Raw genomic sequence first — 25,630 nt, 5'->3', positions numbered from 1 at the left:
AGGTATTCTACGACAACTGATGTGCGGCAAGAAGAGCTAAAGCCGCTGCAGGTGCGAAACAAGAGGCTTCGGGATGATGTTGGCAAAACTGAGCATAATCGATATAGGGACGGTTCAGCCGGGTTGCACATTTTTCGACGATAAATTTCCCCACACCTGCACCCACAATGGGACTGGATAGTTTCCAGTCTGGAAATCGGCTTAATACTTGATGACAGCCTTTAATGACTTGTTGTAACTGCTTTTCAGCAAACCAGGCTGCGACATTTTGCCATTGTGCTATGGAAGCATCGTGTCCATCACAGCCTAGCATTCTGGCTAATCGCTGTTGGCTATAAACCGCATTCCATGGCTTGCCATCAGCACTTTCATCCTGAATATCGGTGGAGGTAAGTTGATCTAATAACAGCCAGATATCACCACTACTGGCAAACCATTCTGCAGCGAGTGAAATACGGTCGCCATGCAATGGCGCTTCATCAGTAATGGCCATAAGTGGTGTTCTTATGGCACCGGTATACACCAGTTCTCCTGAACGCTGCCTACCATAATCGGTGGTAGCGGCTGGTTGGATTTGATAGTTATCAATGGCGATGATGTCGCAAGTCGTACTTCCAATATCAATGAATAAGCCCTGTTCGATATGCTTAGCAGCCAGCATTGCGCTGGCTTGCCAGTTCATTGAGGCAACATCTTGCCATTGCAGGATGGCTTGTTTTTTATTGAGCCAACCAGATTGGCCTGCAAAAAAATGCAAGTCATCAGCTTTTAGGTGAGTATCAACACAATTAACAATGGCTTTGACACCTTCTTCTCGATTATTAAAAGCATCAACCAGTTCCCCTGTCATCGTGATGTAGTGTGATATGGGCGTGTCAGGCAATTGTTTGAGTGCTTTTTGTAGCGTATCAGTTAATGCATCAATGCCTTTCCACAACGCACAGGGGAGCTGAAAAACATTAAGCAGTTTACCTTTGCTGTCTGCATAAGCGACTTTAAGGTGAGCCCCGCCAATATCCCAGCCACAATAAGCCATATTTGTTTTTGTTATCATTTTGCTAGTAATGCTTGTATTTGTTTATTAAGTGTTTCAGCGGGATTTGTTTTTTCTCGCATGGCAGGCTCAGCATAGGTACTGGTTAGTCGTGGATTTACCTCTATGACATATATGGCATTGGTCGTTTTTACAATGTCGATACCAACAAATCCACTTAACCCATCGATACAATGACTAATCTGATTGGCTAAACTCAATGCCTGCTCACGAGATAACATATCAAAACGCTGTGCTTCACAGTAACCTAAGTGTAACTGTTGCTGATCTTGTTTTATATGCTGAATATTGACTGAAAGCAGTTGAGTTTCCCCTTCATTGATAAATAAACTTAGGCTGAGGTTCTCACCAGAAATATAAGTCTGAACAATAAATTTATCTTTAGGCAATGTCGACAGTCGCTGTCTTGTGTCAACACTATCGCTGCAATAGGTGTTTTCACAGCCTGCACCATCAATTGGTTTTATTATCCATTGAGCATCGGCGGAGTGGTCTTTGTTTAACCAGTCATTTGCTGTGAAGGTCTTTGGCGTTGTTATATGATGTTTTTTTAAATGTTGATAGCAGAGATATTTATCACTACAAAGTCGAATAGCACTGGAGCTACAGTTAAATATCCGCTTTTGTTGCTGCTCCAGTGACAACACAAAATTAAACAGTATTGAATCTGTTTCGGGGGCTATGACCAGAAAGAAATCATAGTGCTGTTGGCATTGTTGCCAGGTTTCAGTGAATTGAAGCTGATTTTGGATAGGATATGTCGTTAAACGATCTGTAGGGATAGTTAGTGCTGGCAGTCTTGAGTCTCGCATGAGCGCGACTTTATAACCATATGCCAGTAGATCACGACAGATGCTTTCAAGCATTAACTCGCCTTCGTGCATCAGGCCAGCGGAAAATACCTCTTCTGACAAGGCTCCACTGGTAAGATGTTCATATATAAAAATCGTCATTTAAGCGGACATATTGAGAACTATGGATATTATACCTGTCATTGATATACGTGATGGTATTGTTGTACATGCAAAAGGCGGGGACAGGGCTAACTACCAGCCATTGACTTCTTTATTGACGTCATCAGTGATACCTGAGGATGTCATTGGCGATTTATTAGCTTGGTACCCTTTTCAGCAGTTATATATTGCCGATCTGGATGCGATAGAGAAGGGAGTTCATCATCCACAGCGTTATAAAAATATCTTGGCGGCATTTCCACGGCTGAATATATGGCTTGATGCGGGTATTGCGGGAATGGAGGATTATTTATGTTATTCAGACACATCCCGACTATTTCTGGTGCTTGGTAGTGAAACTCTGAAAGATATCAGTTTGCTTGAAAAGTCTGGACCTAATGTTGAAAAACAACCAATTTTGTCATTGGATAAAAAGTCTGGGCAGCTTCTGGGACATGGGGCCATCCATGAATCAGTATACTGGACAGATAGATGCATCGCGATGAGTTTAGATAATATCGGTGCGAATCAAGGTCCTGATTTTGAGTGGCTGAAGTTATTAATGGAAGCTAAACAGAGTGTGAGCTGGTATGCCGCGGGTGGTGTACGTAGTGAAGATGATTTAGAACGATTATTAGAAATGGGAGTCGCAGGCGCACTAATTGCCAGTGCACTACACACTGGTAAACTAAGCAAATCAGCAATCGAAAATTTAAGCAGGGACATCACTCTTCCGTAGAAGAGTGATGTATGAATTGCTTAAATCTTACTTAGCACCAAATGGGTGTTCGCTAGATTTGTATTGTGCAACAACGTCAGCCGCTTTAGGCTCACGAGCAACTGCACGTTTGATAGCTTCTTTAGTAGCGCGATAGTTCCAATCTTGGATTTTTTCATCGCTATCAGCAGTTGGAGAGATGAATACACCAACGCAAATGAAGCAGTCATCAGCTTCACCAGCTGGGATTGTGCCATCTTCAACACATTCAGCAACAGCAAGTGAAACACCACGCTGTGCTGGGCCGAACATTTGAACGGCTTGTTTCATGTTTTTGATGGTGACTTTGTTGAACATTACAGTCGCTGGCTTAACCATTAAGTTAGGCGCAACAACAGCCAACAAGCCATTAACCCCTTGTTTCTGGTCGGTGAGTGTACGGCAGAAAGCATCTTCTGCTGCTGAGCCACGTGGACCCATGATTAAGTCAATGTGAGCTACGTTGTCTAAGTCACCATCTTCGATGACCAATGATTCACCTACAAGTACGCGATCGATAACTGGCATGTTATATTTTCCTGTTCCAAAAAAATTGTCAAAAAGGCTCATTTTTTTCCCTCCTTATTGTGAAAGGAAGGGTTTATACGTAATAAAGGAACGTATCACCTGCTCAGTGCCGTCCGCTAAATGCTTCGTGGTACTGAAATTCATTAAAAGAAAGCAGTCGACCAAACCTGTGCAGTAATAACGTCGCTGCGATGAGGTCTGCCGATGTTCCCGGGTTAATTGCTTTCTCTTTTAATTCTTTATCCCAGAGAGAGAGTGCATCAAAATGGGTGTCTAAATTACCCGTTTCTTCTATTTGGATCACAAACTGTTTTGCTCTCTCACTGACTTTGGTTGCCAGCGCAGTGGATTGCTTACGGGATATCAAGCTATCCAACGCCTTCGATAACAACTTAAGATACGCGAAAGCGGTTGCCCATTCAACACTTTCCCCAGAATTTATCGCTTTTGTCAATGCTGGCAAACTCAGATCCCATAGCGTCTTGAAATTATTGACATATTGTTGGGCAATTTGATCACGGTTTTTTGCTAAGTCCATGGCTTCAAGCAAGGTAATGGTTGGTACTGCGCTGATATCATGTTCGTCTTCCTTGCCTAGTCCTCCCGCTTCAGCCAAACGTATTGCTTCGTAGCAATGAATTGCATCATCAACAGTCAGGTTCTTGAGTACGACTTGGAGCCGCTGTGGAAGTTCATCAAATGATTCACAATACTGGATCGCCTGGCAAAGTGGTGCAAATAGTAAAACGATGCCTAAATTGGTATTGCAGTTAACAACCTGTCGTGTTGCCTGAACCGATTGCAAAATACGTTCGCCTACGGTCAAGCCAGTTTTTGCCATAATGGGTGCAATTGCACGAGCGCTTTTAATAAAATCTTCCACCACCATATTATGGCCGTCACTGATGACATTTACGTTACCAGGTTTAGGTGCTAATACTTCCTGCTGACAGGCCCAGAACACAGCATCTTTAATGTCTGATTCAGAGAGCATGTGTGGCTTGTTTCTGCTCTATTCGTCTGATTAGTGCTTGTGCTAAGTGCATAGCAACATCAACGCCAGTCGCTTGATAAAGGCCTTTCCACGCTGGGACGCTATTGACTTCCAATACCGTAAAATGACCATCTTTATCACGAATCAGATCAACGCCAGCGTAATCTGCATTCACTGCTGCAGTGGCTTTTATCGCTAATTGTTTCATGTCTTCGGTGACTGTTGTCGCAAAGCAACTGGCACCCTGAGCAAAATTGGTGATCCATTTGTTTGAGCGTCGGCTCATTGCTGCACAGACTTCATTATCGATGACTAATAACCGCCAATCTTGCCAGATCCCTTCTTTCTCAGGTGCAATATATTCCTGAAGGTAATAAGCCTCGCCGACGGGAGCGAGCTGTTCAAATTGGCCTAACTCTTCTATTAAGGTAATGCCTTTACCCTGACAGCCAAACAGGGGTTTCATCACAATTTTATTACCCATATTCAATTCCCGGGTAATGATGTGTTTTGCCATGCTACTGTCTTCGCAAGCCCAGGTTCTGGGGGTGCTCAATCCTGCCTGATGCAAGCGTAATGATGTTCTGGCTTTATCTACCGTGTATTCAATCGCAGTTGCCGGGTTAAAAACGGGAACACCCAGTTCAGCCAAGGTATGTAAAACATCCATACGGAGGGTGATTTGTTCCAGAAATCCTGGCGCAATTCCACGGACCATTGCGGCGGCGGGTAGCTCATTATCAAAACCTGGAATATACAATCCGGATGGGGAATCAAGGTCAATACGGCAGGCCGCTAAGTCAGTTAGTACAGCATCAACACCCAGCTGGCTCAGTGAATGCGTTAATTGTTCACTGTGCCAGCCATGTGTGTCATTAAAAATAACAAGGCGATTTGTCGCCATAGATAATTAAAGTCCGAAAGAAAGGTTGAGTAATTCCTGATTCAGCTCACCAGCAGTAAAACTTTTACCTGTTTTAGTACTCGTCACAATGACTTTACCTGGGCTGAACAGCATGCCGTCAATTTTGAAGAAGTCGTATTCATATGACTTAAAGATATCCGCAAAAGGTCGGCCATAATCTGATGAGGTATTGCTGGGCATTTTTTCAGCCAGATCTTTCGCTTCTTCATCGGTGGCATCGACAAATAAATGAACCTGACCACCAAACAGAATAGCGTCGTTAGTGCGGCCCATGGCTGTCATAAAGTCTCCACCTGGTGGTGCGACAGGTGTTGAGCCATAACCATCAACAATTTTCTCTAACGGGAAATGCAGTTCGTGGGCTTTATGCATGGCCACTTCCAATACACGAATAGCAATTTGCATAACGCCCGCCAGACTAGATGTCGGGGTAAGAATAAACGTTAGATTTTCTGGTTTGATACCACAGTTATCAGCCACTTTTTCAGCCACTTCTACTGGTGGGAAACTATCCACTTCCAGAACAATAACGGTAGATTCTGCTTCATCTTTGTAACCAAACTCTTTGAAGATTTCTTCTCTTGCTGCCAGTGCACGACCTGGGCCTGATCCTAAAGCAAAAAACTTACTGTCTTCACTTTTATGAGATAAGCTCCATCCTGCATATTGACTACCAAGGCAGCTCAATACCGGTGTTTTGGCATGAACATTAACTGACCATGGCCAGTTAGCAAAACCACTGTTCGTCCCAAGTGTGGCGGTACCCAGACCACCCATGCAAATTTCGCCAATAAGACGTCCAGCTTCAAGACCGCCAGTACAATTGATACCTGCATCAACGACGCGGGTGCCATTACTTAATGTACTTATTTCAAGTTGCAATGCTTCAGCATTATCAATTAATGCATCTACGAGAGGTTGGCAGGCAGCGTTTACACTGGTCCATTTGGCTGAAATGTCTGTGCTCATTGTAACGTCCTATAGCTAGAGTCGAAAAAAGTTGCTTAGATTATACGTGATGAATGGCTCGCTTATGCAAGGTCATTAGCCTCTACGATGGGTCGATAACACGCGCTCAATGGCATCGCATCGCTGCTGGCGTATGGCTTGTTTGATTTGTTCACCAGCCAAACCTTGTTCAAGTAGTGGCTTGATATCGATCTGTGCCGCTTGTTGGAAGCATTCTGCAAAGGCCCTTTTTTCAGGATAATCGACGGTTTCATAACCAGGACGACCACGAAAGTCGGCTTCACCAGCGAGTAAAAACTGCTCAAAGCGTTCGGGGCGTCGAAAACTATCCAGCCCTTCGATAACCTCCAAAACTCTTGCCGCATCCAATTCAAATAATAAGTGAACATCGGTGTGGTATTCCGCTACTTTTGCGGCAAGCGTGGCAATATCTTTGGGGACTCGTAAACGTTGGCATAACTTGTTAGTGAGTTCTATGCTTGTCGCTTCATGACCGGCATGACTGGGGAGGATGTCTTTTGGCGTTAGACCTTTGCCTAAGTCATGACATAAAGCGGCAAATCTGACAGCAAGGTCATCGCTTAGTTTTGCTGACTGGTCAATAACCATCATCACATGAATTCCAGTATCGACTTCAGGGTGCCATTTTGGAATTTGTGGCACGCCAAACAGCCGATCCACTTCAGGAAATAAGCATGAAAGGGCGTTCACCTGTCGAAGGCTGGTGAAAAAGACCGATGGCTGGTCAGTTTGTAACGCTTTTGATAATTCTTGCCAGACGCGTTCAGCAACAAGATGTTCTAACTCTCCACTGGCTACCATCTGTTTGATCAGCTGTTGTGTTTCTTCAGCAATGGCAAAATTAAAGCGTGCAGCAAAGCGGGCTATTCGCAGAACCCTGACAGGATCCTCAACAAATGCAGGAGAGACGTGACGGAGAATGCCTTTCTTTAGATCATTGATGCCATTGAAGGGATCGATAAGATCGCCATCCACTGATTCTGCAATGGCATTAATCGTGAGATCACGCCGAGCAAGATCTTCTTCTAATGTAACCTCTGGTGAGGCATAAACAGTAAAGCCCTGATAACCATGGCCGGATTTTCGTTCCGTTCTGGCGAGGGCATATTCTTCCTGAGTTTTAGGATGAAGAAAAACCGGAAAGTCTTTACCTACGGGTTTATATCCGTTTTTTAACATATAGTCTGTAGTGGCACCAACTACCACCCAGTCACGATCTTTGACGGGTTTTCCAAGCAGTTTGTCTCGAACGCAACCGCCTACAAGATAAGTTTGTATGGTGTCGATAACGACCTTACTCCGATTTTACTTTGGGCATTCTTTCAGACAACGGTTTAATGGATTGGTTACGCTGGCTATCAAAAATAGCCGCGTAGCTCATCACTGTCTGAACATAATGCCGTGTTTCATTAAAAGGAATATTTTCAGCCCATATATCAGCATCAAGTGAGCTGTCTGGCAACCACTTGTTCACGCGATGTGGTCCGGCATTGTAGGCGGCTGTGGCCAGAACTGGGTTTTTTTGGTTTTCATCATACATACGGCGTAAATAGGCACTGCCGAGTTCGATATTACGTTCTGGACGGTACAACTCACTAAGTTGTTTGAGTGGACGATTAATGATTTTGGAGATTAATCGTCCGGTGTCCGGCATTAACTGCATAAGGCCCATCGCACCGGCATGAGACCTAGCTTCAGGGTTAAAGGCACTTTCCTGACGGGCAATGGCTAACAGCCAGGATGGATCCAGCCCCTGAGCTTTTCCAGCTTGCAACATGGCATCGTCATAGACAACTGGGAAACGCAGGTCCAGGGCATCCCAGTATTGTGCTTTACCTAATAAAGCGATGGTTTGATTATGCCAACCCCATTCATGAGTGATCATGGCGATCATCTGAAGCTCGCGATCTGGCCGTGTCTGTTTCAAGTGATAGGCTTCCCGGCCCGCTTCCAAATGCATATTTTGCAGAAAAAACTCATGTAAACGTTGAATAGCAGGCTGTTTTCTCAGTGCTGCCATTTCTTCTTTAGTAACCGGTATGGGCCGGTGATTCATTTTATAAGGCTGGGTTAAGTGGTCGGAAGCAAGAAACGAATAATAGTCACGTTTGCCGAGAATGGCTGAAAAGGTCTGATTAGCCGCTGCTTTTTGTCCCTGCGCTTCCTGACTTCTGCCCAGCCAATACTGCCAGCGTGTCGAGCCCAGCTCATCAATGTTCATTAGCTTGATAGCTTTCTCTACGGCTTTCCAGTCTTTTTGCCACAAAGCTGCGCGAGCCTGCCATTCGCCGCCAGGGATATCACCGAAATAGGTCAGTGCTTTTTTATCGCGGTTAAGTGCCGCCCATTTACCGATGGCTTTTCTGACTTCAATGACATCTTGTTGCGTAAATTGATAGCGAGGTTTGATGTTTAACCAACTGTTGAAGGCTTGTTCTGGCGAGCGTCTGGCCAGTCGTTGTAGACCATGAATAATGATTTCGCGGTTTAGCGCATTATCCTTGCTTAATGTTTTGTCTTTAGCCACTCCATTCAAAACAGGGAGAGGGTTATCATGAATGGATTGCCACTGTTTGACCAATAGCTGGTTTTGTTCAGGATTGGCTGTTGATTTGGCTAAGTAATTGGCCATAGAAAACTGATTATCACGAATCGCTAACATCATGCGTCGATGACGTAGATCTTTATTTAATAAGCCAGCGGCTTCCCAGGCTGAAAATACCGGGTCACACGCTTTTTCCTGAGAGTGGGGAACAAGCCATAATTCTGGTGCCTGCTCGAATGCTTTTTGTTTTTGGCCGGTAGCCAGTAAAGCTTGCAGGTAATAACATTGCCTTGTTGCTGTTTGTGGTGCCTGATAAAAGCTCAGATAATCAGTCCACCTTTTTTGCTGAGCTAATTTATTTAACCAAAAGTTGCGTAAGCGTTCTGCATAAAAGCTGCCATCTTCTTTTGTCAGAAATTCATGCATCGATGCATTACTTGCCTGATTGAGTCGGCCATTGAGGTAAAGATACTGTAAATATCCTTGTAGTGGATAACCATCCAGTTGTTTATAAAGCGCTTGATAGCGGGGGATCTGGTTGTCCTGTAATGCTTTTTTGGCCTGTTGAAATAATTGACGCTGTTTTGTGAGTTGCGTGGCATCATCGCTATAAGCCAGAGGACTTAACAGCAGACAGAGAATAAAAAACGGCAGTGTTTTGAGTAGTTTCATAGCTACTATGTTAAACCATATATACAAACAAAATCAGCCCATCAATAAATAAAAATTGAGAGCGATTGACTGTGTTAATCGAAGGTCGGATTTTAATCGTTTCAGACTAATTAACTGGCATTTTTGATAGCCAGTTCAAGGTTATCAAGATGAGGGATGAACGCGACTTTATTGCCGATTTTAATCTGACAATATAAGTACTCAGAAGCATTCTGATCATGCGTCATTTTTAACGCAGATGCATTTAAGGTGATGAGTTGGGGGGAGCCTGTGCAGGGAATAGCATAAAAACCGACATCTGCTTCAGCATTGATGCCTTCGATGATACAGAGTTTATTGGCCGGATAAACTGTTTCTACATCCTGTGCTAACAAGGTTTCAAGATCGACAACTGCCAGCGATTTTTGCTGCCAATCAACCCATTCCAACCATGGTGTTGTTTTTGTTGAGGAGGAGTTGATGGTGGCTTTCGGAATAACTTCAGTAATCGTACTGTTCGGCAGCAGCAGGTAATGCTTTTGCAATGGAATCAGCATGCAATGAATAAATTGGGCTTGAGCTGGTTTTTCCATATCTGACATCTACTGTGTGGGTTCTTGAAACGTGTCTTTACCGAGCAGCTTTTGCATCTGCCAGATAAGCTCTTCTTCCTGATAAGGTTTACCTAAATAAGCATTGACACCTATTTCGAGAGCTCTTTCACGGTGTTTATTACCTGTTCTTGAGGTAATCATGATGATAGGAAGATGCCTGAATTCTTTATCGTTGCGAACAATCGATGCGAACTCAAATCCATCCATGCGCGGCATCTCAACGTCTAACAGAATGATGTCCGGTTTTTGTTCATGTAGTTGCGACAGAGCATCCACGCCATCACGAGCTGTCATGACTTCAAAACCGATTCGACGTAGTAAATTGCCTGTAGCCTTGCGCATGGTGATCGAGTCATCAACGACCATGGCTGTTGGTAATCTGTCCTGTAATTGCTCTAACTCTCGTTCAAGATTAATTGCATCGTCAGTATCCAGCGTGATGTGTTGACTGCTATCCATTAATGTCGGGATATCCAGAATAAATACCACATGACCATCACCCAGAATGGTAGCACCATTGATCGCCGAGATATGTCCAAGCTGAGTACCGACTGATTTGATGACAATTTCACGATTACTGACAATATCATCGACTAATAGGGCAATGCGCAAATCACCTGAGCGGAATAGCAGTAGCGGCATTTGATGTTTTAAGTTATCAGACAGTGACAATGGCTTGTCGAGTAATGAACTGAGCGGCATAAACCGATATTTCTCTCCATGGAAATCATAGTGCGGTTTATGTGTGCCTAACATCAGTTTGATATCGCGAACGCTAATGCGCTGACCAGCGTTTATGGTGTTAAGCGGTAAGGCATATTGCTCATCTTGAACTCGAATGAGCAGGGCCTGAATGACCGACAAGGTCAGCGGCAGACGAATAATAAAGGTGCTGCCTTTGCCACGTTCAGACTTGATGCTGAGGCGACCTTTCATGCCACGAATCTCATTACTGACGACGTCCATGCCAACACCGCGGCCAGCAAGTTGAGAAACATTGTCTGCGGTGCTAAAGCCTGAACTCAGAATTAATTGTATCAATTCATCATCTGATGGCATGTTATCGTGACTGATGAGGTTCATCGATAATGCTTTTTCACGAACCTTGTCTATATTGATACCTTGCCCGTCATCACTGATATTGATGACAATCTCAGAACCCTCACGAGTGATCACCAATGACAACAGTCCATTGTCTGGTTTGCCATTATTGATACGTTCGTCACTATCTTCAATACCATGCGCAATCGCATTGCGAAGAATATGTTCCAGCGGTGCGACAAGTCGATCCAGAATGGTTCTGTCTATATCCAGCTCTGAGCCTCGGATCTTTAACTCTACTTTTTTGCCCAGCTCGGATGCTGTTTGTCTGACAATTCGCTCCAGTCTGCCAACGATGCCACTAAAGGGCAAAAGTCGCGTAGTCATCAAGCCTTGTTGTAAGTCAGTATTCAGTCGAGACTGTTGAAGTAATATTGCATCAGTCTCTCTCACCAGCGTGTTCATTGAATGGCTGATGTCATGTAAGTCGATAACACTCTCTGTCAGACTGCGTGAGAGTTGTTGAATCATCGAGAAGCGATCTAATTCTAGAGGGTCAAAATCTGATTCGTTTTTGATCCGTTCATCTTCGTAACGGAAAAGAATCTGGGTTTCCGTTTCAATCTCTAAATTACGTAACTGATCATGCAGGCGGGCAACGGTTTCTTCCATTTCATGCAACTGCTGACGAAGCGCAACATGTTGTTGTGTTACACGATCACGAGAAATACTCACTTCACCAGCAAAATTAGTCAGATAATCCAGAAGATCAGCTCTTACCCTGACTTGCTCAACATGTTGTGGGGTAACGGCGACATCTGTTTGCGATGGTGCAACAGGTAAAATATCAGCTGATCCATCCGCATCGCGCTCGGCTTGTTTAACTTTTTCAGGTGCAGGTAATGGCCTGTCTTCAATATGTAAATCTTGACCTTGTGTGCGCGCAGTGATTTCAGCAATCAGTGATAAAGCGGTTTTGACGGCTTGTTGATTAGCTAACTGCTCCTGCATTTCAGCCAATTTATCCTGACAGCGCTGCAATAAATCAAAGAAGTCTTCGTCCGCTTTTTGAAGACCATCACTGACCGCCAGCACTAAGGTTTCTATTTGGTGCGTCAGATCTGCCATAGGCATAATGCCTGTCAGTCTGGCACCACCTTTTAGTGTATGTAGATCACGTTGAAGTTGTAATGTGTCTTGTTCAGTGTGGGTATTACTTACCCAAGCTTTGATGATCTGACGACTGGAGTCGAGTAGCTCTTGTGCTTCAGCCGCAAAGGCTGACAACAGATCATCATCCACATCTGTAGGGATGGCATAGTCGGTTTCGTCTAAGTCAATGCCCTCTTGATGCAGCGCTTTCTGCGTTAAATAATTATCAACACGCGTTGGAAAATCAGAGGAGGTTGATAAAGGCTTATTTTGCAACAAGCTTTCAATAAACTGGTTGAGCTGTTCGTATCCCTGCTCCAGTAAAGCATTTAAACCGATATCTTGGGGATGGCAGTGATTGATAAGTTTACTCAGGCTGGCATAGGTGTTTGCAATCAACCTTTGTTGTGCGTCCGATGCTGTTTGTTCCAGTTTACTCAGGGTAGCCGTTATCGCTTCAATATTTTCTTGATCAGATGGGACCTGTTGCCATTGCTTTAATTGTTTTGTGTAGTCCTCAAGCAGTTCGTCTGTTTCTTCCAGCAGTGTCATTAAAAATTCAGGATCAATGACTGGTGCTTGCAGATTTCCACCTGATGGCATGAGCTCTGAGATGTATGATGATAATTCAATAAGATCAGGCTGTTCACCCTCTCCGATAATATGCAGCAGTACCAGCTCAAAGCCTTCTACCACACTATTCATCAGTTTCATCTGATGATTGTCTAACACAACATCATTCATATGAAGCTGTTTGACGGCTTGATCCATTTCCGTCGCAATCATCGCCATGGCTTTAACGCCTGCAATATTGGCACAGCCTTTTAGTGAGTGAACTGAACGTAAGACAGGAGAGGTAATTTGTCTTGAGAAAGCAATATCGTTAAGGCTTTGTTTGAGGTTGGCAATATGCTGTTTAGCCTCAGCAACAAAGATCGATAATAATTCGTTATCTTCTTCATCAGCAATTTCATCCGCTTCTGCTTCAGATAAGGCTTTTGCTTTTATGTATTCAGAAACACCGGTATTTTTTTGCCCAAGCTCAATAATGTAATGGTCAACAGAGCTTAGCGATGTCTGTTGTTTCGGTGTTGATAGCGCTGAGCGGAATGCATCAATTTCTGTCAGTCGATTCTGTTGTGCAATATAGCGTTCAACACCAGTTTGTTGAGGTTCTTCAGATGATTGTTTTTGTTTTGACGCCAGTCTCTGGAGGTATTTTTCAACGTTGGTGGCTGCCTTAGCAGGCTGTAGTTCAACACCCCATTTATCTCGGATATAACGCTCAACGCTGGTAGGAATAATAGCATCTATTTCAAACAGTGGTTTTGCTGGGAATTTCTGAGCATCGTGCTGTGCCTGATACGTTGTTAAATCAATATCCAGTCTTGCCTCATCGCGGGCCTTACGAATTTGGATATAGCGTTCAACAGAAGTCGGTCGATACTGTTCAGGTTGTTCTTTTGCTTCTTTCAGTAGCGGATTGAGGCAGGTTTCTTTGAGTTCATACAAGGCATTGATTTTATCAGGTGTGCTGATATCAGCTTGAGTGAAGCGTGATAATAAATCGGGCAATACCTGATAGGTCTCTTGCACCAGTTTTTTCACCAGATGATTATCATCGCGATTGCCTTCTATCACATGATTTAATACATCTTCAACAGCCCAGCAGAGCTCGGCTATGACTGTCGCATTGGCCATTCGACCACTGCCTTTTAGAGTATGGAAATGACGACGGGTTTCTGCCCGGGCGGTCTCATCCTGTTCATCGATCCAGGCGGGAATCTGATGAGCTAATTCCTGTAACACCTCTGTGGCTTCTTCGATAAATATTTCAGCGACTTCTCTATCGATACCTTCAGCAAATTGCCAAAGCTCGGCAGCGGGTAAATCGCTATTTTTTACATCATCTAAAACTGAAAGGCTCTGATCTTCTTCAGAGAAGCTAATTGGCGTTTCGTCATCATTAGCAAAAGACAATGCTGGCTCAGCATCTGACATGATAGGCTCAATAGCCGTTTCAGCGTGCTCTGCAGCAATCTCTTCTTGGATTATCTCTGGTTCGGCTGTGAATTCAGGCTCAGCAGGTGTTTCGCTTTCACTATCAAATTGATGCAGTTTTGTTTTTGCTGTTGCTAAATAATCATCATCCGCATGACCATGATGACGAATTCCTTCCATATAGAGTTCACAGCAGGCGATGATGTCCGCCAGCTTTTGTAATTTAATGGCAGAAAAATCATTGTTACCCTGCTTATATTCAGACAATGTGTCTGCGGTCAGTTTGATTATTTCCGCTGCGGCAGACTGAGCCAGCATATCCAGACTTCCGGCTATCAGAATGAGCTGTTGTTCTGTGTCGCCCAGTCCATCGTTGTAACGCTCGGATTTTTCCATCAAAGTGAGGGTTTCTTTGATGTTGGATAATTCAAGCAAACATTCAGACATCACTGTTTGGCGTAATTGATCGTTAACATTCGCCTGTGTTGATGATTGCAGTAGTGATTCAGCCTGCAACAGGCTATCAGCAAGCTGGGTTAGATCATCATCTCCCGGAACATCACCTCTGCTGCTAATGGCATTAAGTTGCTCGACCTGATGGTGTAATAAATTACTGGCTTCGTACTCGGCAAGTAGGGCCAGAGTATCGGACATGCTTTGTAGTTGCTTTGTCGTTGATTCAATGGTTTCAACAGTGATGTTATTGTCATGGGCATGCTGATCGAGCTGATCTTTAATGTCCTGAAGCTGCTCAAGTAAAGCCAGGTGGGCATCGCCTAATGCGTTATCACTCATGCCATAGATACGTGAGCGTTGATCAAAGAAATAGAGCTGCAAAGTGGCTTTTAATAGTGTGACATTGGGCCCACGGCTGCTGGCTCTAGCGATAGCAAGCAGCAGTTGCTTTTCCAGATCGTCTGGGAAGTTTAATTGCACTGCCGCCTCACCCGATTCGCTATGTTGCTTGATCGGTTGAACCAGCTTGCCTAGTAAGGGTTTTATCTGGCCTGCAGAGGTCAGGCCTTGTTGTTGAATGGCTTCGATAAGGGTTTCAGCTGTCCACCAGAATAAACAGACTTTTTCCTGATGGCTGGATAATCGTAAAAAATGCACAATCGCATGCATTTGTCTCAGACTATCCTCATCTTGCTTGCGTAACCACTGTAATAACAATACTTGAAAAACGTGACCCAGCTTACGTTGCTCGATATTTAATGCCGGGATTTTCCGTGCCGGGTTAGGGGCAATGCTATCCGGTAATACTACGGAGAAGCTCGGGTTGAACATCTCCATTTCAGTTTTTGCGTCCGCTTTGTAAGCTTTCCTTAGTTCATTGATCAATTCCAGTACGGCAAGTGGATGATCCTGGAAGTCGTTATTCAGCAGTTTTAAATAATTAGGTAATAGTAATAGTGATTTCACAATGGCATCTTGTGCCATGGATGTATTGGCTACTTGATTATTCTGTAAGGCTCTGACGGTTTTTAGCGTTTCATCTGTCAGCATGGCAGCACCAGACATATTAATCATGTCCAATGTGCCTTTCACTTGATAAAGAGACTCGATGGTGTCGGTGAGTAGTTTATCGTCAGCCTGACCATCAAGAAAATTATTCATGGCCGCTAAGGCATGAGCAAGTGACTGTTGCAATTCATCTTGCAGCCAGACTAATGCATCATAATTGCCTTTGATGAGTTGTGCCATTAGATGACTTTCTCCAGATAAGCTTAGCGTGGCAACTTGAAGCCAGAGACAGACTTACGCAGTTCATTGGTTAACTCAAGTAATCGACCAATGGAGGCTGCACTTTCATTCGTGCCGGTTGATGTCTGCATAGTGATTTCCTGAATAACATTCATGTTTTCAGAGGTTGTCACCGCCGCTGTTGCCTGTTGTTTGGCATTATCAGAGATGTTGTTGATAAGTTCGGCCAATTGATGAGAAACGCTTTCAATCTGTTCAAGAGAAGTACCGGCATCCTGAGATAACTTGGCTCCAGCAACCACTTCCGTCGTACTTTGTTCCATTGAGCTGATCGCTTCATTGGTGTCACTTTGAATGGTCTTAACCAGCGCATCAATCTGCCGGGTTGCGTTACTCGAACGTTCAGCCAGACGCTGAACCTCATCAGCAACGACCGCAAAACCACGACCGGCTTCACCTGCCATGGCCGCCTGGATAGCAGCGTTTAATGACAGGATATTGGTTTGTTCAGCAATGTCGTTAATGAGTTCAACGATGTCACCGATTTGTTGCGAGCTCTCACCCAGACGTTTGATACGTTTTGATGTTTCCTGGATTTGTTCACGAATGGTATCCATGCCGTGAATGGCTTTTTTCACCGCACTGTTACCCTGGATTGCCAGGGATACAGATTGTTTTGCCACGTCAGATGACTGGCTGGCACTGCGGGATACCTGTTCGATAGACCCTGCCATTTGAGTGATCGATGAACTTACTTCAGTAATTTGCTGGGCCTGATGCTCACTGGCATCAGTCAGGTGTAATGCGGTTGCCTGAGTTTCTTGTGCGGCGGAAGCCACTTGCATGGTGGTCGAGTTAATTTGCTCAACCAGACTTCTTAATGCGTCAATCGTGTAGTTGACTGAGTCGGCGATTGCACCCGTAATGTCTTCAGTCACGGTCGCGCTCACTGTAAGGTCACCATCAGCTAGATCGCCCATTTCATCGAGTAAGCGCAGAATGGCATCCTGATTATGACGGTTTTGCAATTCCATTTTATCCAGTGAAACTTTTAACTGCTGGATAGTGGGAAAGCAGAGATTAATCGCTGCAAGCGTACTGAGAATAAATAATACGCCAACCCCAATGACAACAAACAGCAGGTTGGGGTAGATAAGCGTGTAAAACCCGGTAGCAATCAGGGCTAAACCTGCCAATGACAGAGCAAACAGCACGATAAAGGCAAATAATCCTGGCCAGTTCTTACTGTTTTTCAGCGACGAAAATAAAAGCTTGCTGGTTGAGTTCATATATCTTGTCCTGATATCAAATTATTATGCGGCAGCATTAATAAACCTTTCATCTTCAATAAGTTTTGAAAAACTGAAAACGTCCCATTGTGTGTCTTGTTGGTAAACCGTGCCAGTTAGATAAGGCGAAATATCTTTATGAGATGGGGTATCTATTTCATCCGGTTCACGTTGAAAATGTTTAAGCCCATAGACTTCATCGACTAATAAACCGCTATTGATGTCAGCGTCATTAATGACGATGATGCGGCTACGTTTAGAGACTCTGCTTGGTTTGTCGATAAGGTAATGTTTCAGATCCAGCACTGGCAATAACTCACCTCGCAGATTCACAATGCCAAATACCCATGACTTAGCTTTGGGAACAGCGGTGATATGATCTGGTACCGGAAAAACTTCTCTTGAATCGTTTAATGGAATGACAAAGTGATGATTAGCAACACGAAAGCCAATAGCCGTCCAACTTTGTCCGAGCGTTTCCTGCTGTGTCAAGCCTGCGGCTTTCTGTCTACTGCGGCGTTCGATGTCCTGCAGTATGGCAATGATGTCTTCTGGAGATTGTGGTTGCATCATAGTCATTTATCCAGCAATGATTGAATCTGCTCAATGATCTCATCCTCTGAGACCGGTTTACCAAGATACCCTTTTGCTCCTTGGCGGAGCCCCCACATCTTATCGGTCTCCTGGTTCTTTGAGGAGACAATAATGATGGGAATGTGGCGGGTTTCATCATCACGACTAAGAATCCGCGTTGCCTGGAAGCCATTCAGATTTGGCATTACCACGTCCATCAAAACAAGGTCTGGTTGTTCTGTTTGGGTCATCGTTACGGCTTGTTCACCATCTTCTGCCACCAGAATCTGATGGCCATGTTTTTCTAATAGTTTTTGTAGAACATAAACTTCAGTAGGGGAATCGTCAGCGATTAAAATTCGAGCCATAAGTTAATTTGCGTCCTGAGTTTTTTCCAGCAAATGTGTTCGGATGGCACCGAGTAAGTCTTCACGGGTAAAAGGCTTGGTTAAATATTGTTCAGCCCCTACAACGCGCCCTTTTGCTCTATCAAATAAACCATCCTTGCTGGAGAGCATTACTACGGGTATGTCCCTAAATTTAGGGTTATTTTTAACTAATGCACAGGTCTGATATCCATCCAGTCGTGGCATCATGATGTCAATAAACAAAATATCTGGGTGATGAGCGCTAATAACGGGTAAAGCTTCAAATCCATTATCAGCCGTCAGTACATCACAACCAGCTTTTTTTAACAGTGTTTCAGCTGTGCGGCGAATGGTGTTACTGTCATCAATCACCATCACCTTTAGGCCGTTAAATTCGTTATCACTCTGGCTCACGACAATGCTATACCTGAATTATTTTATAATTGTAATGCAGACGAAGATAACCCATTTTTGTTTTACAGGCTAGTGATGACTTGAGTTGAATAACGATATCAGCGAGCCCCAATTTCACAATGGTTAAGTATGAATGACTTGAAATATCAAATTTGTGTCCCATGTCTCTTCTTATCGACATTTATACTGTTCTCTACACTTTAAAATCACAAGCGAGCCAACCATGACTTCAGGTGTCCCACATTTAACTACAGCACTCAATGGCCCTCTTCTTAAACTTGAGGCAATATTGTTAGAAAAGCAGACGCAAGTCGAAACATGGTTAAGGCAACAGTGGTTGAAGACACCTGCGCCTTTTTATGCTTCTGTTGACTTACGCAACGCAGGTTTCAAACTGGCTCCGGTAGATACGAATCTTTTCCCCGCAGGCTTTAATAATCTCAATCCGTCATTCATACCTTTATGTATTCATGCGGCTCAGGCGGCGGTTGAACGTGCCTGTCCTACTGCAAAGCGTGTGTTAATTGTGGCTGAAAATCACACCCGGAATCTATTTTATTTAGAAAGCCTGGAGACATTGCGTGATATTTTTCAGAAAGCCGGGATGGAAGCGCGTATTGGGAGTTTGTTAGAAGATATTAAAGAACCTATGAGTATTGATTTGCCATCAGGTAAAAAAATTACTCTGGAGCCGTTGGTTAGAAATGGTAATCGTGTTGCTGTCGGTGACTTCTCACCTTGCCTTGTCTTATTGAATAATGATTTATCAGCGGGACGCCCTGAAATTCTGGAAAACCTTGAGCAAGAAGTTATCCCACCATTACGTGCGGGGTGGTCTACCAGAAAAAAATCTGATCATTTCACCCAATATAACGGTGTGGCAAAAGAATTTGCAGAACAGATCGGTATCGATCCCTGGTTGGTTTCACCACTCACACTGCAATGCGGAGAGGTAAACTTCAAAGAAAAATCGGGAATAGAATGTCTGGCCAGAAATGTAAATAATTTATTGGCCTCTATTCGTGCCAAGTACGCTGAATACGATATCGACAGAGAACCCTTTGTGGTAGTGAAAGCGGACTCTGGTACGTATGGTATGGGAATCATGACGGTCAAAAGTGCTGAGGAAATTGAGAACCTTAATCGTAAACAGCGAAATAAAATGTCATCGGCAAAAGAAGGCTTAGTAGTTGATAATGTGCTGGTGCAGGAAGGGGTCTATACCTTTGAAACTTTGGGGACAGAGAAAGCGGTGGCTGAACCCGTTATCTATATGATGGATCACTATGTCATTGGTGGATTTTATCGAGTGCACACCGGACGTGGTGTGAATGAGAATTTAAATGCGCCTGGCATGCATTTTGAGCCATTAGCCTTTGCTCAATCTTGTAGTACACCGGATCAGAGCGATCTGCCCGATGCTGAACCTAATCGTTTTTATGCCTATGGTGTGATTGCCAGACTGGCATTATTAGCAGCAGCAAGAGAAATCGCCTGATTAAATCAGGCGTTGTGCTCGCTTAAATAGGCGATAGTCATTGTTTGGTTATGTAACAGGCTATGACTGTCATCTTCCCCAGAACAGATTTCACCGTTGGAATAAAACCCGGTAATACCTGTCTGCATACCCAGTAGCCTCTGAACAGCAAAGACTTCATCTGAGACTTGTGATTCCATCACCAGTTTACGACCGACACAGCTCACACAAATCGCTAGTGCTTTGTCATTGATATTCACGTCTTTTTGCAGAATCTGTCTGGCAGCTTCACTGGCACCTAAAACCAAACGATCATGGTCTGATTTAAGAAAACGTACTGTTGAACCTTCTTTAATATTACCGGCGAAGGTCAGGCTGTTTTCTTTTTCATTAATGGCGAGCAATGTTCTGATGACATTAACATTCTTCTCATCCATGATGGCAAATGGGAAATTCAGCCCGGAAGCCGGTAATTGATTAGCGTAATAACCGATATACATTTTATAAAGAGGTAAAGCCGGTTTATTATCCAGCTCATACACCACATTTTTGTTTGAACGCGTAATTTGTCTGGGGGGGCCGTACGGCTGCCAGCCACCTAAGGCTCCACTGGTGACGATGGCATCCTCACCGTAAATACCAACAGCAATCACTACACGATCCTGAATTTTGTCATTATTGATTAACAGGGTCTGTTTAAATGCCGCAGAGTCACCTGCTAATCCCCCTGTGATAGGAACGTTTGGTAAAATTTCCTGAAGCCCTTCTACTAACTCTGAACCATTGACATTTAAACCATCACTGAGCACAAAGACGCCTTTCAGATCGTCCATTTTTAATTCAGCAGCGATTTGTGCACCCAGCGCATGAGACTGTTCCATGCTATTAACGGGCTTGCTAATAAACCTTAAGGTGCTTCGCTCCCATTGCATGGCCGTGATATGGATACTGTCGTCATAAACGCCATCACCAGTAATCTCGCCGGAAGTGGTGCAGCCAATAATTTCTGCCTTTGGATAACGTTTTTTTAAGGTTTTTGTGAAACCTTTATCATTGAAGCGGCTCACAGAACCGAAAACGAGAACCCAATTGGCTTCAGGTAAGGGAGAGGCCGACGGTAATTTATTCAAACCCGTCTTGGCGGGGAGGTGCTCCTGTACAAACTTCATTGGTTGGTGAACCTTTGCTCCATCATTGGCTTTTAGCGCCGTTGTCAAAAAAGCGTAACAAATCCATCAAGTGATACTACAACGTTTAGTGGTTAAGGGGAATCAGGCGAACAGGAATTTGTGAGCTGCCTCACAATGAGAACGTAAAATTGAAAATAAAAAAGCCGCATAAATGCGGCTTTTTCGGTTTCGCTTAGGTCAGGATATTGATTACCCGTTAAGTTTTTTCTGCAGTAATTCATTGACCTGGGCCGGATTGGCCTTACCTTTTGATGCTTTCATAATTTGACCTACAAAGAAGCCAATGAGCTGTTCCTTGCCATCGCGGTATTGTTGAACTTGATCGGGGTTATTTGCCAGAACCTCATCCACCATCGCTTCAATGGCACCGGTGTCTGTCACTTGTTTCAGGCCTTTGCTTTCAATGATTTCATCAGCATCTTTGCCTTCACCTGCCCATAATGCTTCAAACACTGTTTTAGCAATCTTGCCTGAGATGGTGTTGTCAGTGATTCGGTTTAATACGCTGGCAAGTTGTTCTGCGCTGACAGGGGATTCTGAGATATCCAGATTAGCCTTGTTTAAGGCCCCCGAGACATCACCGATGACCCAGTTAGCACATTGTTTCGGATCCTTACCACCTGTGGCTGCCAGCAATGACTCAAAGTAAGTAGCGAGTTCACGGCTGCTTGTCAGTACTGAAGCATCATATAGAGATAAACCTAACTCATTAACAAAACGATCACGTTTTTCATTCGGTAGCTCCGGTAATGTCGCTTTAATCTCGTTGATGGTCACTTCATCGATAATAAGCGGTAGCAAGTCCGGATCGGGGAAGTAGCGGTAATCATTCGCTTCTTCTTTGCTACGCATAGCACGGGTTTCATTTTTGTCTGCATCATACAGACGGGTTTCCTGAATCACTTCACCGCCGGACTCCAGAACATCAATCTGACGTTCGATTTCATAATTGATAGCGCGTTCGACATTACGGAAAGAGTTGATGTTTTTCAGTTCAGCTCGGGTACCAAATTTTTCCTGGCCTTTGGGGCGAACAGAAACGTTAGCATCACAGCGGAAGGAGCCTTCCTGCATATTGCCATCACAGATCTCGAGATAGCGAACCAGAGAGTGAATTTTTTTCATGTAGGCAACGGCTTCTTTTGCACTACGCATATCGGGTTCAGAAACAATCTCTAATAAAGGCGTGCCGGCACGGTTTAAATCAATACCGGTTTCGCCATCAAAGTCTTCATGCAGCGATTTACCGGCATCTTCTTCCAGGTGAGCACGAGTGATGCCAATGACCTTTTCTGTGCCATCTTCCAGCTCAATATTGATATGGCCTTTACCAACCACGGGTAGCTCATATTGGCTGATTTGATAGCCTTTAGGTAAATCAGGGTAGAAGTAGTTTTTACGCGCAAAGACTGAGCGATCAGAGATTTCAGCATCAACGGCGAGGCCAAATTTAATCGCCATTCTGACGGCTTCGGCGTTGAGTACAGGTAATACGCCCGGTAAACCTAAATCAACAGCACATGCTTGTGTGTTGGGTTCCGCACCGTATGCGGTGGCAGCACCAGAGAAAATTTTAGATTTGGTGGCGAGTTGGGTATGAATTTCTAACCCAATAACAACTTCCCATTCCATATTGACGGCCTGATTATGAATGATAAAAAACGATGAATTGTAACAATTATTAACGCAAACTGAGAATTTTCCAGCCTTTTTCCTTGGCGACAGCCGCAAGCTTGTCATCCGGATCAACAGCCACGGCAGTATCCACTAATTCTAATAACGGAATATCATTATGGGAGTCACTGTAAAAAATACTGTTTTCCATATCTTCATCCCGGTGGTTTAACCACATTTTCAAACGTTCGATTTTGCCATGCTGGAATGACGGGGTGCCGGAGACTTTGCCGGTAAATGCACCATTGATCATTTCAGGTTCGGTTCCAATCAGGTGTTCAATACCCAACAGTTCGGCAATAGGTTGAGTCAGAAAGCTATTGGTGGCGGTAATAATTAATAAGGTATCACCCTGAGCACGATGTTTTTCGATGAGCTCAATACCCGCCGGCAATATAATCGGCTTAATTTTTTCTTCCAGATAAGCCGCGCGCCAAGATTCTAATTCCTGCATAGAGTGATTGGCATAAGGAGTAAATACAAATTCCAGAAATTCGTAGATATCCAAGGTACCGTTGACGTATTGCTGATAGAAATGATCATTAGCAGTTCTGTATGCCGCCTCATCTACAATGTTATTTTCACACAGGTATCGGCCCCATAAATAGTCGCTATCACCAGCCAATAAAGTATTGTCTAAATCAAAAATTGCTAACGCCATGATGCAGGAAAAGTCCCCGTTTTAATCAAAAATACGACTATTGTATGTCAAAATGCATTGCATACTGACAGTGCTTTTAATAATCTAATCACTAATTGAGAATAAACCGCTGGGGGCGATTGCGCTCAGCCAGCCAGAGACTTAAGTCGTGATTGATAAAGATGGCTTCAGGCCTAATGTAGGGATAATACTCTGCAACGAAGAGAATCAGGTGTTGTGGGCGCAACGTGCGCAACATGATTCGTGGCAGTTTCCTCAGGGGGGGATTAAATCCCATGAAACTCCTGAGCAAGCGGCTTATCGTGAACTTACGGAAGAGGTGGGTTTACTGCCAGAACATGTTGAGTTAATTGCTTCCACTCGCGGGTGGTTGCGTTACAGGTTGCCGAAACGTTACCTGCGATACGGTAATAAGCCGCTTTGCATTGGCCAGAAGCAGCGCTGGTTTTTAATGCGCTTCACCGGCAAGGAAGAAGACGTCAAACTCAACCTGCATGAAAAGCCGGAGTTTGATGACTGGCGTTGGGTCGATTACTGGACCCCTGTTGATGAGATTGTGTTTTTTAAACGTCGCGTTTATGAAAAAGCATTACACGAATTTGCGCCATTGTTATTCCCCGAGTACCGTCGCAAGCTAAGTAATAAAAAGAATCGCTAAGCCAGCTGCTTTCTAAACACCCGTGAATTACGGTGGTAGTTATACAGCGCTTGCTTGGCTACGGGGAGGTCTGCAATATCTGCAGGCTTGAAACCTTGTTCCAAAAACCAATGCGCTGTTTGTGTGGTGAGCACACAGAGATGATTGATGCCTTGCGCCTGAGCGGATTGCTCCAATACCGCTAATAATTGTTTACCCCGACCATGGCTTTGATAGTGATTGGAAACCGCAAGGCAAGCGAGCTCAGCCATATCATTTTCAGGGTAAGGGTAGAGCGCAGCACAAGCGACCACACTGCCATCACGTTCCATCACGGTGAAATGATCAATTTCACGTTCGAGCAATTCTCTGGACCGTTTTACAACAATGCCTTTTTCTTCCAATGGCTGGAGTAATTCTAATATTCCGCCGACGTCATCGATCACCGCTTGTCTTGTGGTTTCAAACGAGGTCGCGGTGACCAGGGTGCCGGCACCATCACGACTAAATAGTTCTTGTAACAATACGCCATTGATGGCTCTGTCCAGAATATGAACCCGAGTCACACCGGCTTTACATGCCTTGACCGCGGCGGGTAATGAGGGATGAGAAGACAACGTTTTTTGTGCTTCATCAACTGTCAGTTCACGAGGCATGGCCTGGTTACTGTGACCAATAAAAATGAGTTTGTCAGCGCGTAGTGCTGTCGCAACTTCGGTCGCGACAGATTCTGCTGACACATTAAAGCTTTCACCGGTTAACGAGTAACCTAGCGGGGGGAGTAATACGATATTTCCTGCTGCTAACTGCTGGTTAATACCTTCGCTATCAATGCGACGAACTTCACCAGTATGACCAAGATCGACACCATCAATAATGCCTGCCGGTCTGGCGATAACTAAATTGCCACTGATGCAGCGAATGCGAGCATCGGCCATCGGAGTATGAGGTAAACCAAAAGATAATTTCGATTCAATGTCGAGGCGAAGTTTACCAATTGCTGCTTTGGCGATAACGAGACTGACATCATCAGTGACTCGCAAACCACTGTGATAACGGACAGGAACATTCTGTTGAATGCAACTTGCTTCAATTTGCGGTCTGGCACCGTATACCAGTACAAGTTTGATTCCTAAACTATTAAGAATAGAGATATCATGCAGTAACGGTTCAAACTCTTGGCTATCGATAGTTTCGCCATCAAAAGCAATGACAAATGTAGCGCCACGATGACTATGAATATAAGGCGCGGCAGTACGAAACCAGCTTGTTGTTGTGGCTAAGTTTTGTGGCGTAACAGGCTTTACAGTGTCGTTCATTAATGTTCTTTTTTATCTCAGACTCAGCACGCTTGCCAAGTGTCGTGTAAAATTTATCAGATTATTACCGTGTGATCTAAGGATTACATGGAGCAAAACAGATTTTGGAGAGATTTCGC

Annotated in this window: 21 protein-coding genes; 3 read left to right on the top strand and 18 right to left on the bottom strand. The window is 44.2% G+C overall.

Going from position 1 to position 25,630, the window contains the following annotated elements:
- Positions 1-7: 7 nt before the first annotated feature.
- A complete protein-coding gene (locus AC13DA_RS14895; protein ID WP_284451570.1) occupies positions 8-1,054 on the bottom strand; it encodes a hydantoinase/oxoprolinase family protein in 1,047 nt (348 codons plus the stop codon).
- The gene (locus AC13DA_RS14890) at positions 1,051-2,007 is read right to left on the bottom strand and encodes an ATP-grasp domain-containing protein (protein ID WP_284451571.1); all 957 of its coding nucleotides are present in this window, start codon (positions 2,005-2,007) and stop codon (positions 1,051-1,053) included. The genes AC13DA_RS14895 and AC13DA_RS14890 overlap by 4 nt, the downstream gene beginning before the upstream one ends.
- A 22-nt stretch (positions 2,008-2,029) precedes the next feature.
- On the opposite strand from AC13DA_RS14890, the gene AC13DA_RS14885 reads away from it, so the two are divergent.
- Complete coding sequence (locus tag AC13DA_RS14885) at positions 2,030-2,746, top strand: HisA/HisF-related TIM barrel protein (protein ID WP_284451572.1); 717 nt, start codon at positions 2,030-2,032, stop codon at positions 2,744-2,746.
- A gap of 27 nt (positions 2,747-2,773) precedes the next feature.
- Here AC13DA_RS14885 and fae read toward each other — a convergent pair whose 3' ends face one another.
- From fae to AC13DA_RS14825, 12 genes are all read right to left on the bottom strand, one after another.
- Positions 2,774-3,292, bottom strand: a complete 519-nt coding sequence (gene fae, locus AC13DA_RS14880) for a formaldehyde-activating enzyme (RefSeq protein ID WP_007143952.1) — start codon at positions 3,290-3,292, stop codon at positions 2,774-2,776.
- Between the two features lie 103 nt (positions 3,293-3,395).
- On the bottom strand, positions 3,396-4,286 hold the full coding sequence (locus tag AC13DA_RS14875; protein WP_284451573.1) for a triphosphoribosyl-dephospho-CoA synthase: 891 nt from the start codon (positions 4,284-4,286) through the stop codon (positions 3,396-3,398).
- A complete protein-coding gene (locus AC13DA_RS14870; protein WP_284451574.1) occupies positions 4,276-5,190 on the bottom strand; it encodes an ATP-grasp domain-containing protein in 915 nt (304 codons plus the stop codon). Before AC13DA_RS14870 ends, AC13DA_RS14875 begins: the two co-directional genes overlap by 11 nt.
- 6 nt (positions 5,191-5,196) lie before the next feature.
- Positions 5,197-6,180 carry a methenyltetrahydromethanopterin cyclohydrolase gene (gene mch / locus AC13DA_RS14865; protein ID WP_007143949.1) on the bottom strand — a complete coding sequence of 328 codons (984 nt, stop codon included), beginning with the start codon at positions 6,178-6,180 and terminating at the stop codon, positions 5,197-5,199.
- Positions 6,181-6,255: 75 nt separating this feature from the next.
- Complete coding sequence (locus AC13DA_RS14860) at positions 6,256-7,479, bottom strand: multifunctional CCA addition/repair protein (protein ID WP_284451590.1); 1,224 nt, start codon at positions 7,477-7,479, stop codon at positions 6,256-6,258.
- Between the two features lie 16 nt (positions 7,480-7,495).
- On the bottom strand, positions 7,496-9,418 hold the full coding sequence (locus AC13DA_RS14855) for a transglycosylase SLT domain-containing protein (RefSeq protein ID WP_284451575.1): 1,923 nt from the start codon (positions 9,416-9,418) through the stop codon (positions 7,496-7,498).
- 110 nt (positions 9,419-9,528) lie between these two features.
- On the bottom strand, positions 9,529-9,990 hold the full coding sequence (locus AC13DA_RS14850) for a chemotaxis protein CheW (RefSeq protein ID WP_284451576.1): 462 nt from the start codon (positions 9,988-9,990) through the stop codon (positions 9,529-9,531).
- Between the two features lie 9 nt (positions 9,991-9,999).
- Entirely contained in the window at positions 10,000-15,909 is a 5,910-nt protein-coding gene (locus AC13DA_RS14845) for a hybrid sensor histidine kinase/response regulator (RefSeq protein WP_284451577.1), read from the bottom strand.
- A gap of 23 nt (positions 15,910-15,932) precedes the next feature.
- Positions 15,933-17,198, bottom strand: coding sequence for a methyl-accepting chemotaxis protein (locus AC13DA_RS14840; protein ID WP_284451578.1), 1,266 nt, complete (start codon positions 17,196-17,198; stop codon positions 15,933-15,935).
- A gap of 24 nt (positions 17,199-17,222) precedes the next feature.
- Positions 17,223-17,771 carry a chemotaxis protein CheW gene (locus AC13DA_RS14835; RefSeq protein ID WP_284451579.1) on the bottom strand — a complete coding sequence of 183 codons (549 nt, stop codon included), beginning with the start codon at positions 17,769-17,771 and terminating at the stop codon, positions 17,223-17,225.
- Positions 17,772-17,773: 2 nt separating this feature from the next.
- Complete coding sequence (gene pilH / locus AC13DA_RS14830; protein ID WP_284451580.1) at positions 17,774-18,139, bottom strand: twitching motility response regulator PilH; 366 nt, start codon at positions 18,137-18,139, stop codon at positions 17,774-17,776.
- A gap of 3 nt (positions 18,140-18,142) precedes the next feature.
- On the bottom strand, positions 18,143-18,514 hold the full coding sequence (locus AC13DA_RS14825; RefSeq protein WP_040576291.1) for a response regulator: 372 nt from the start codon (positions 18,512-18,514) through the stop codon (positions 18,143-18,145).
- 262 nt (positions 18,515-18,776) lie between these two features.
- On the opposite strand from AC13DA_RS14825, the gene gshA reads away from it, so the two are divergent.
- Positions 18,777-20,051 carry a glutamate--cysteine ligase gene (gshA, locus tag AC13DA_RS14820; protein WP_284451581.1) on the top strand — a complete coding sequence of 425 codons (1,275 nt, stop codon included), beginning with the start codon at positions 18,777-18,779 and terminating at the stop codon, positions 20,049-20,051.
- Between the two features lie 5 nt (positions 20,052-20,056).
- Here the strand turns inward: gshA and AC13DA_RS14815 are convergent, their stop codons facing one another.
- The 3 genes from AC13DA_RS14815 to AC13DA_RS14805 all read right to left on the bottom strand — a co-directional run bounded on the left by AC13DA_RS14815 (position 20,057) and on the right by AC13DA_RS14805 (position 23,555).
- On the bottom strand, positions 20,057-21,199 hold the full coding sequence (locus tag AC13DA_RS14815; RefSeq protein WP_284451582.1) for an FIST signal transduction protein: 1,143 nt from the start codon (positions 21,197-21,199) through the stop codon (positions 20,057-20,059).
- Between the two features lie 210 nt (positions 21,200-21,409).
- On the bottom strand, positions 21,410-22,852 hold the full coding sequence (gatB, locus tag AC13DA_RS14810; RefSeq protein ID WP_284451583.1) for an Asp-tRNA(Asn)/Glu-tRNA(Gln) amidotransferase subunit GatB: 1,443 nt from the start codon (positions 22,850-22,852) through the stop codon (positions 21,410-21,412).
- Between the two features lie 49 nt (positions 22,853-22,901).
- The gene (locus AC13DA_RS14805; RefSeq protein WP_273178406.1) at positions 22,902-23,555 is read right to left on the bottom strand and encodes a histidinol-phosphatase; all 654 of its coding nucleotides are present in this window, start codon (positions 23,553-23,555) and stop codon (positions 22,902-22,904) included.
- A gap of 148 nt (positions 23,556-23,703) precedes the next feature.
- Between AC13DA_RS14805 and AC13DA_RS14800 the strand changes: the two genes are divergently transcribed.
- Positions 23,704-24,213 carry an RNA pyrophosphohydrolase gene (locus AC13DA_RS14800; RefSeq protein WP_083821400.1) on the top strand — a complete coding sequence of 170 codons (510 nt, stop codon included), beginning with the start codon at positions 23,704-23,706 and terminating at the stop codon, positions 24,211-24,213.
- On the opposite strand, the gene argA is transcribed toward AC13DA_RS14800, so the two are convergent.
- The gene (argA, locus tag AC13DA_RS14795) at positions 24,210-25,511 is read right to left on the bottom strand and encodes an amino-acid N-acetyltransferase (RefSeq protein WP_284451584.1); all 1,302 of its coding nucleotides are present in this window, start codon (positions 25,509-25,511) and stop codon (positions 24,210-24,212) included. The genes AC13DA_RS14800 and argA overlap by 4 nt on opposite strands.
- Between the last annotated feature and the right edge of the window lie 119 nt (positions 25,512-25,630).

The sequence above is a fragment of the Methylophaga sp. F-2 genome (assembly GCF_056859315.1).
The sequence above is the reverse complement of the archived record's forward strand: the minus strand, read 5'-3'. Positions and strand labels throughout refer to the sequence as shown.

Coding starts and splice junctions, on each gene's coding strand:
- AC13DA_RS14895 (WP_284451570.1), bottom strand. CDS start 1,054: ATGATAACAAAAACAAATATGGCTTATTGTGGCTGGGATATTGGCGGG.
- AC13DA_RS14890 (WP_284451571.1), bottom strand. CDS start 2,007: ATGACGATTTTTATATATGAACATCTTACCAGTGGAGCCTTGTCAGAA.
- AC13DA_RS14885 (WP_284451572.1), top strand. CDS start 2,030: ATGGATATTATACCTGTCATTGATATACGTGATGGTATTGTTGTACAT.
- fae (WP_007143952.1), bottom strand. CDS start 3,292: ATGCCAGTTATCGATCGCGTACTTGTAGGTGAATCATTGGTCATCGAA.
- AC13DA_RS14875 (WP_284451573.1), bottom strand. CDS start 4,286: ATGCTCTCTGAATCAGACATTAAAGATGCTGTGTTCTGGGCCTGTCAG.
- AC13DA_RS14870 (WP_284451574.1), bottom strand. CDS start 5,190: ATGGCGACAAATCGCCTTGTTATTTTTAATGACACACATGGCTGGCAC.
- mch (WP_007143949.1), bottom strand. CDS start 6,180: ATGAGCACAGACATTTCAGCCAAATGGACCAGTGTAAACGCTGCCTGC.
- AC13DA_RS14855 (WP_284451575.1), bottom strand. CDS start 9,418: ATGAAACTACTCAAAACACTGCCGTTTTTTATTCTCTGTCTGCTGTTA.
- AC13DA_RS14850 (WP_284451576.1), bottom strand. CDS start 9,990: ATGGAAAAACCAGCTCAAGCCCAATTTATTCATTGCATGCTGATTCCA.
- AC13DA_RS14845 (WP_284451577.1), bottom strand. CDS start 15,909: ATGGCACAACTCATCAAAGGCAATTATGATGCATTAGTCTGGCTGCAA.
- AC13DA_RS14840 (WP_284451578.1), bottom strand. CDS start 17,198: ATGAACTCAACCAGCAAGCTTTTATTTTCGTCGCTGAAAAACAGTAAG.
- AC13DA_RS14835 (WP_284451579.1), bottom strand. CDS start 17,771: ATGATGCAACCACAATCTCCAGAAGACATCATTGCCATACTGCAGGAC.
- pilH (WP_284451580.1), bottom strand. CDS start 18,139: ATGGCTCGAATTTTAATCGCTGACGATTCCCCTACTGAAGTTTATGTT.
- AC13DA_RS14825 (WP_040576291.1), bottom strand. CDS start 18,514: ATGGTGATTGATGACAGTAACACCATTCGCCGCACAGCTGAAACACTG.
- gshA (WP_284451581.1), top strand. CDS start 18,777: ATGACTTCAGGTGTCCCACATTTAACTACAGCACTCAATGGCCCTCTT.
- AC13DA_RS14815 (WP_284451582.1), bottom strand. CDS start 21,199: ATGAAGTTTGTACAGGAGCACCTCCCCGCCAAGACGGGTTTGAATAAA.
- gatB (WP_284451583.1), bottom strand. CDS start 22,852: ATGGAATGGGAAGTTGTTATTGGGTTAGAAATTCATACCCAACTCGCC.
- AC13DA_RS14805 (WP_273178406.1), bottom strand. CDS start 23,555: ATGGCGTTAGCAATTTTTGATTTAGACAATACTTTATTGGCTGGTGAT.
- argA (WP_284451584.1), bottom strand. CDS start 25,511: ATGAACGACACTGTAAAGCCTGTTACGCCACAAAACTTAGCCACAACA.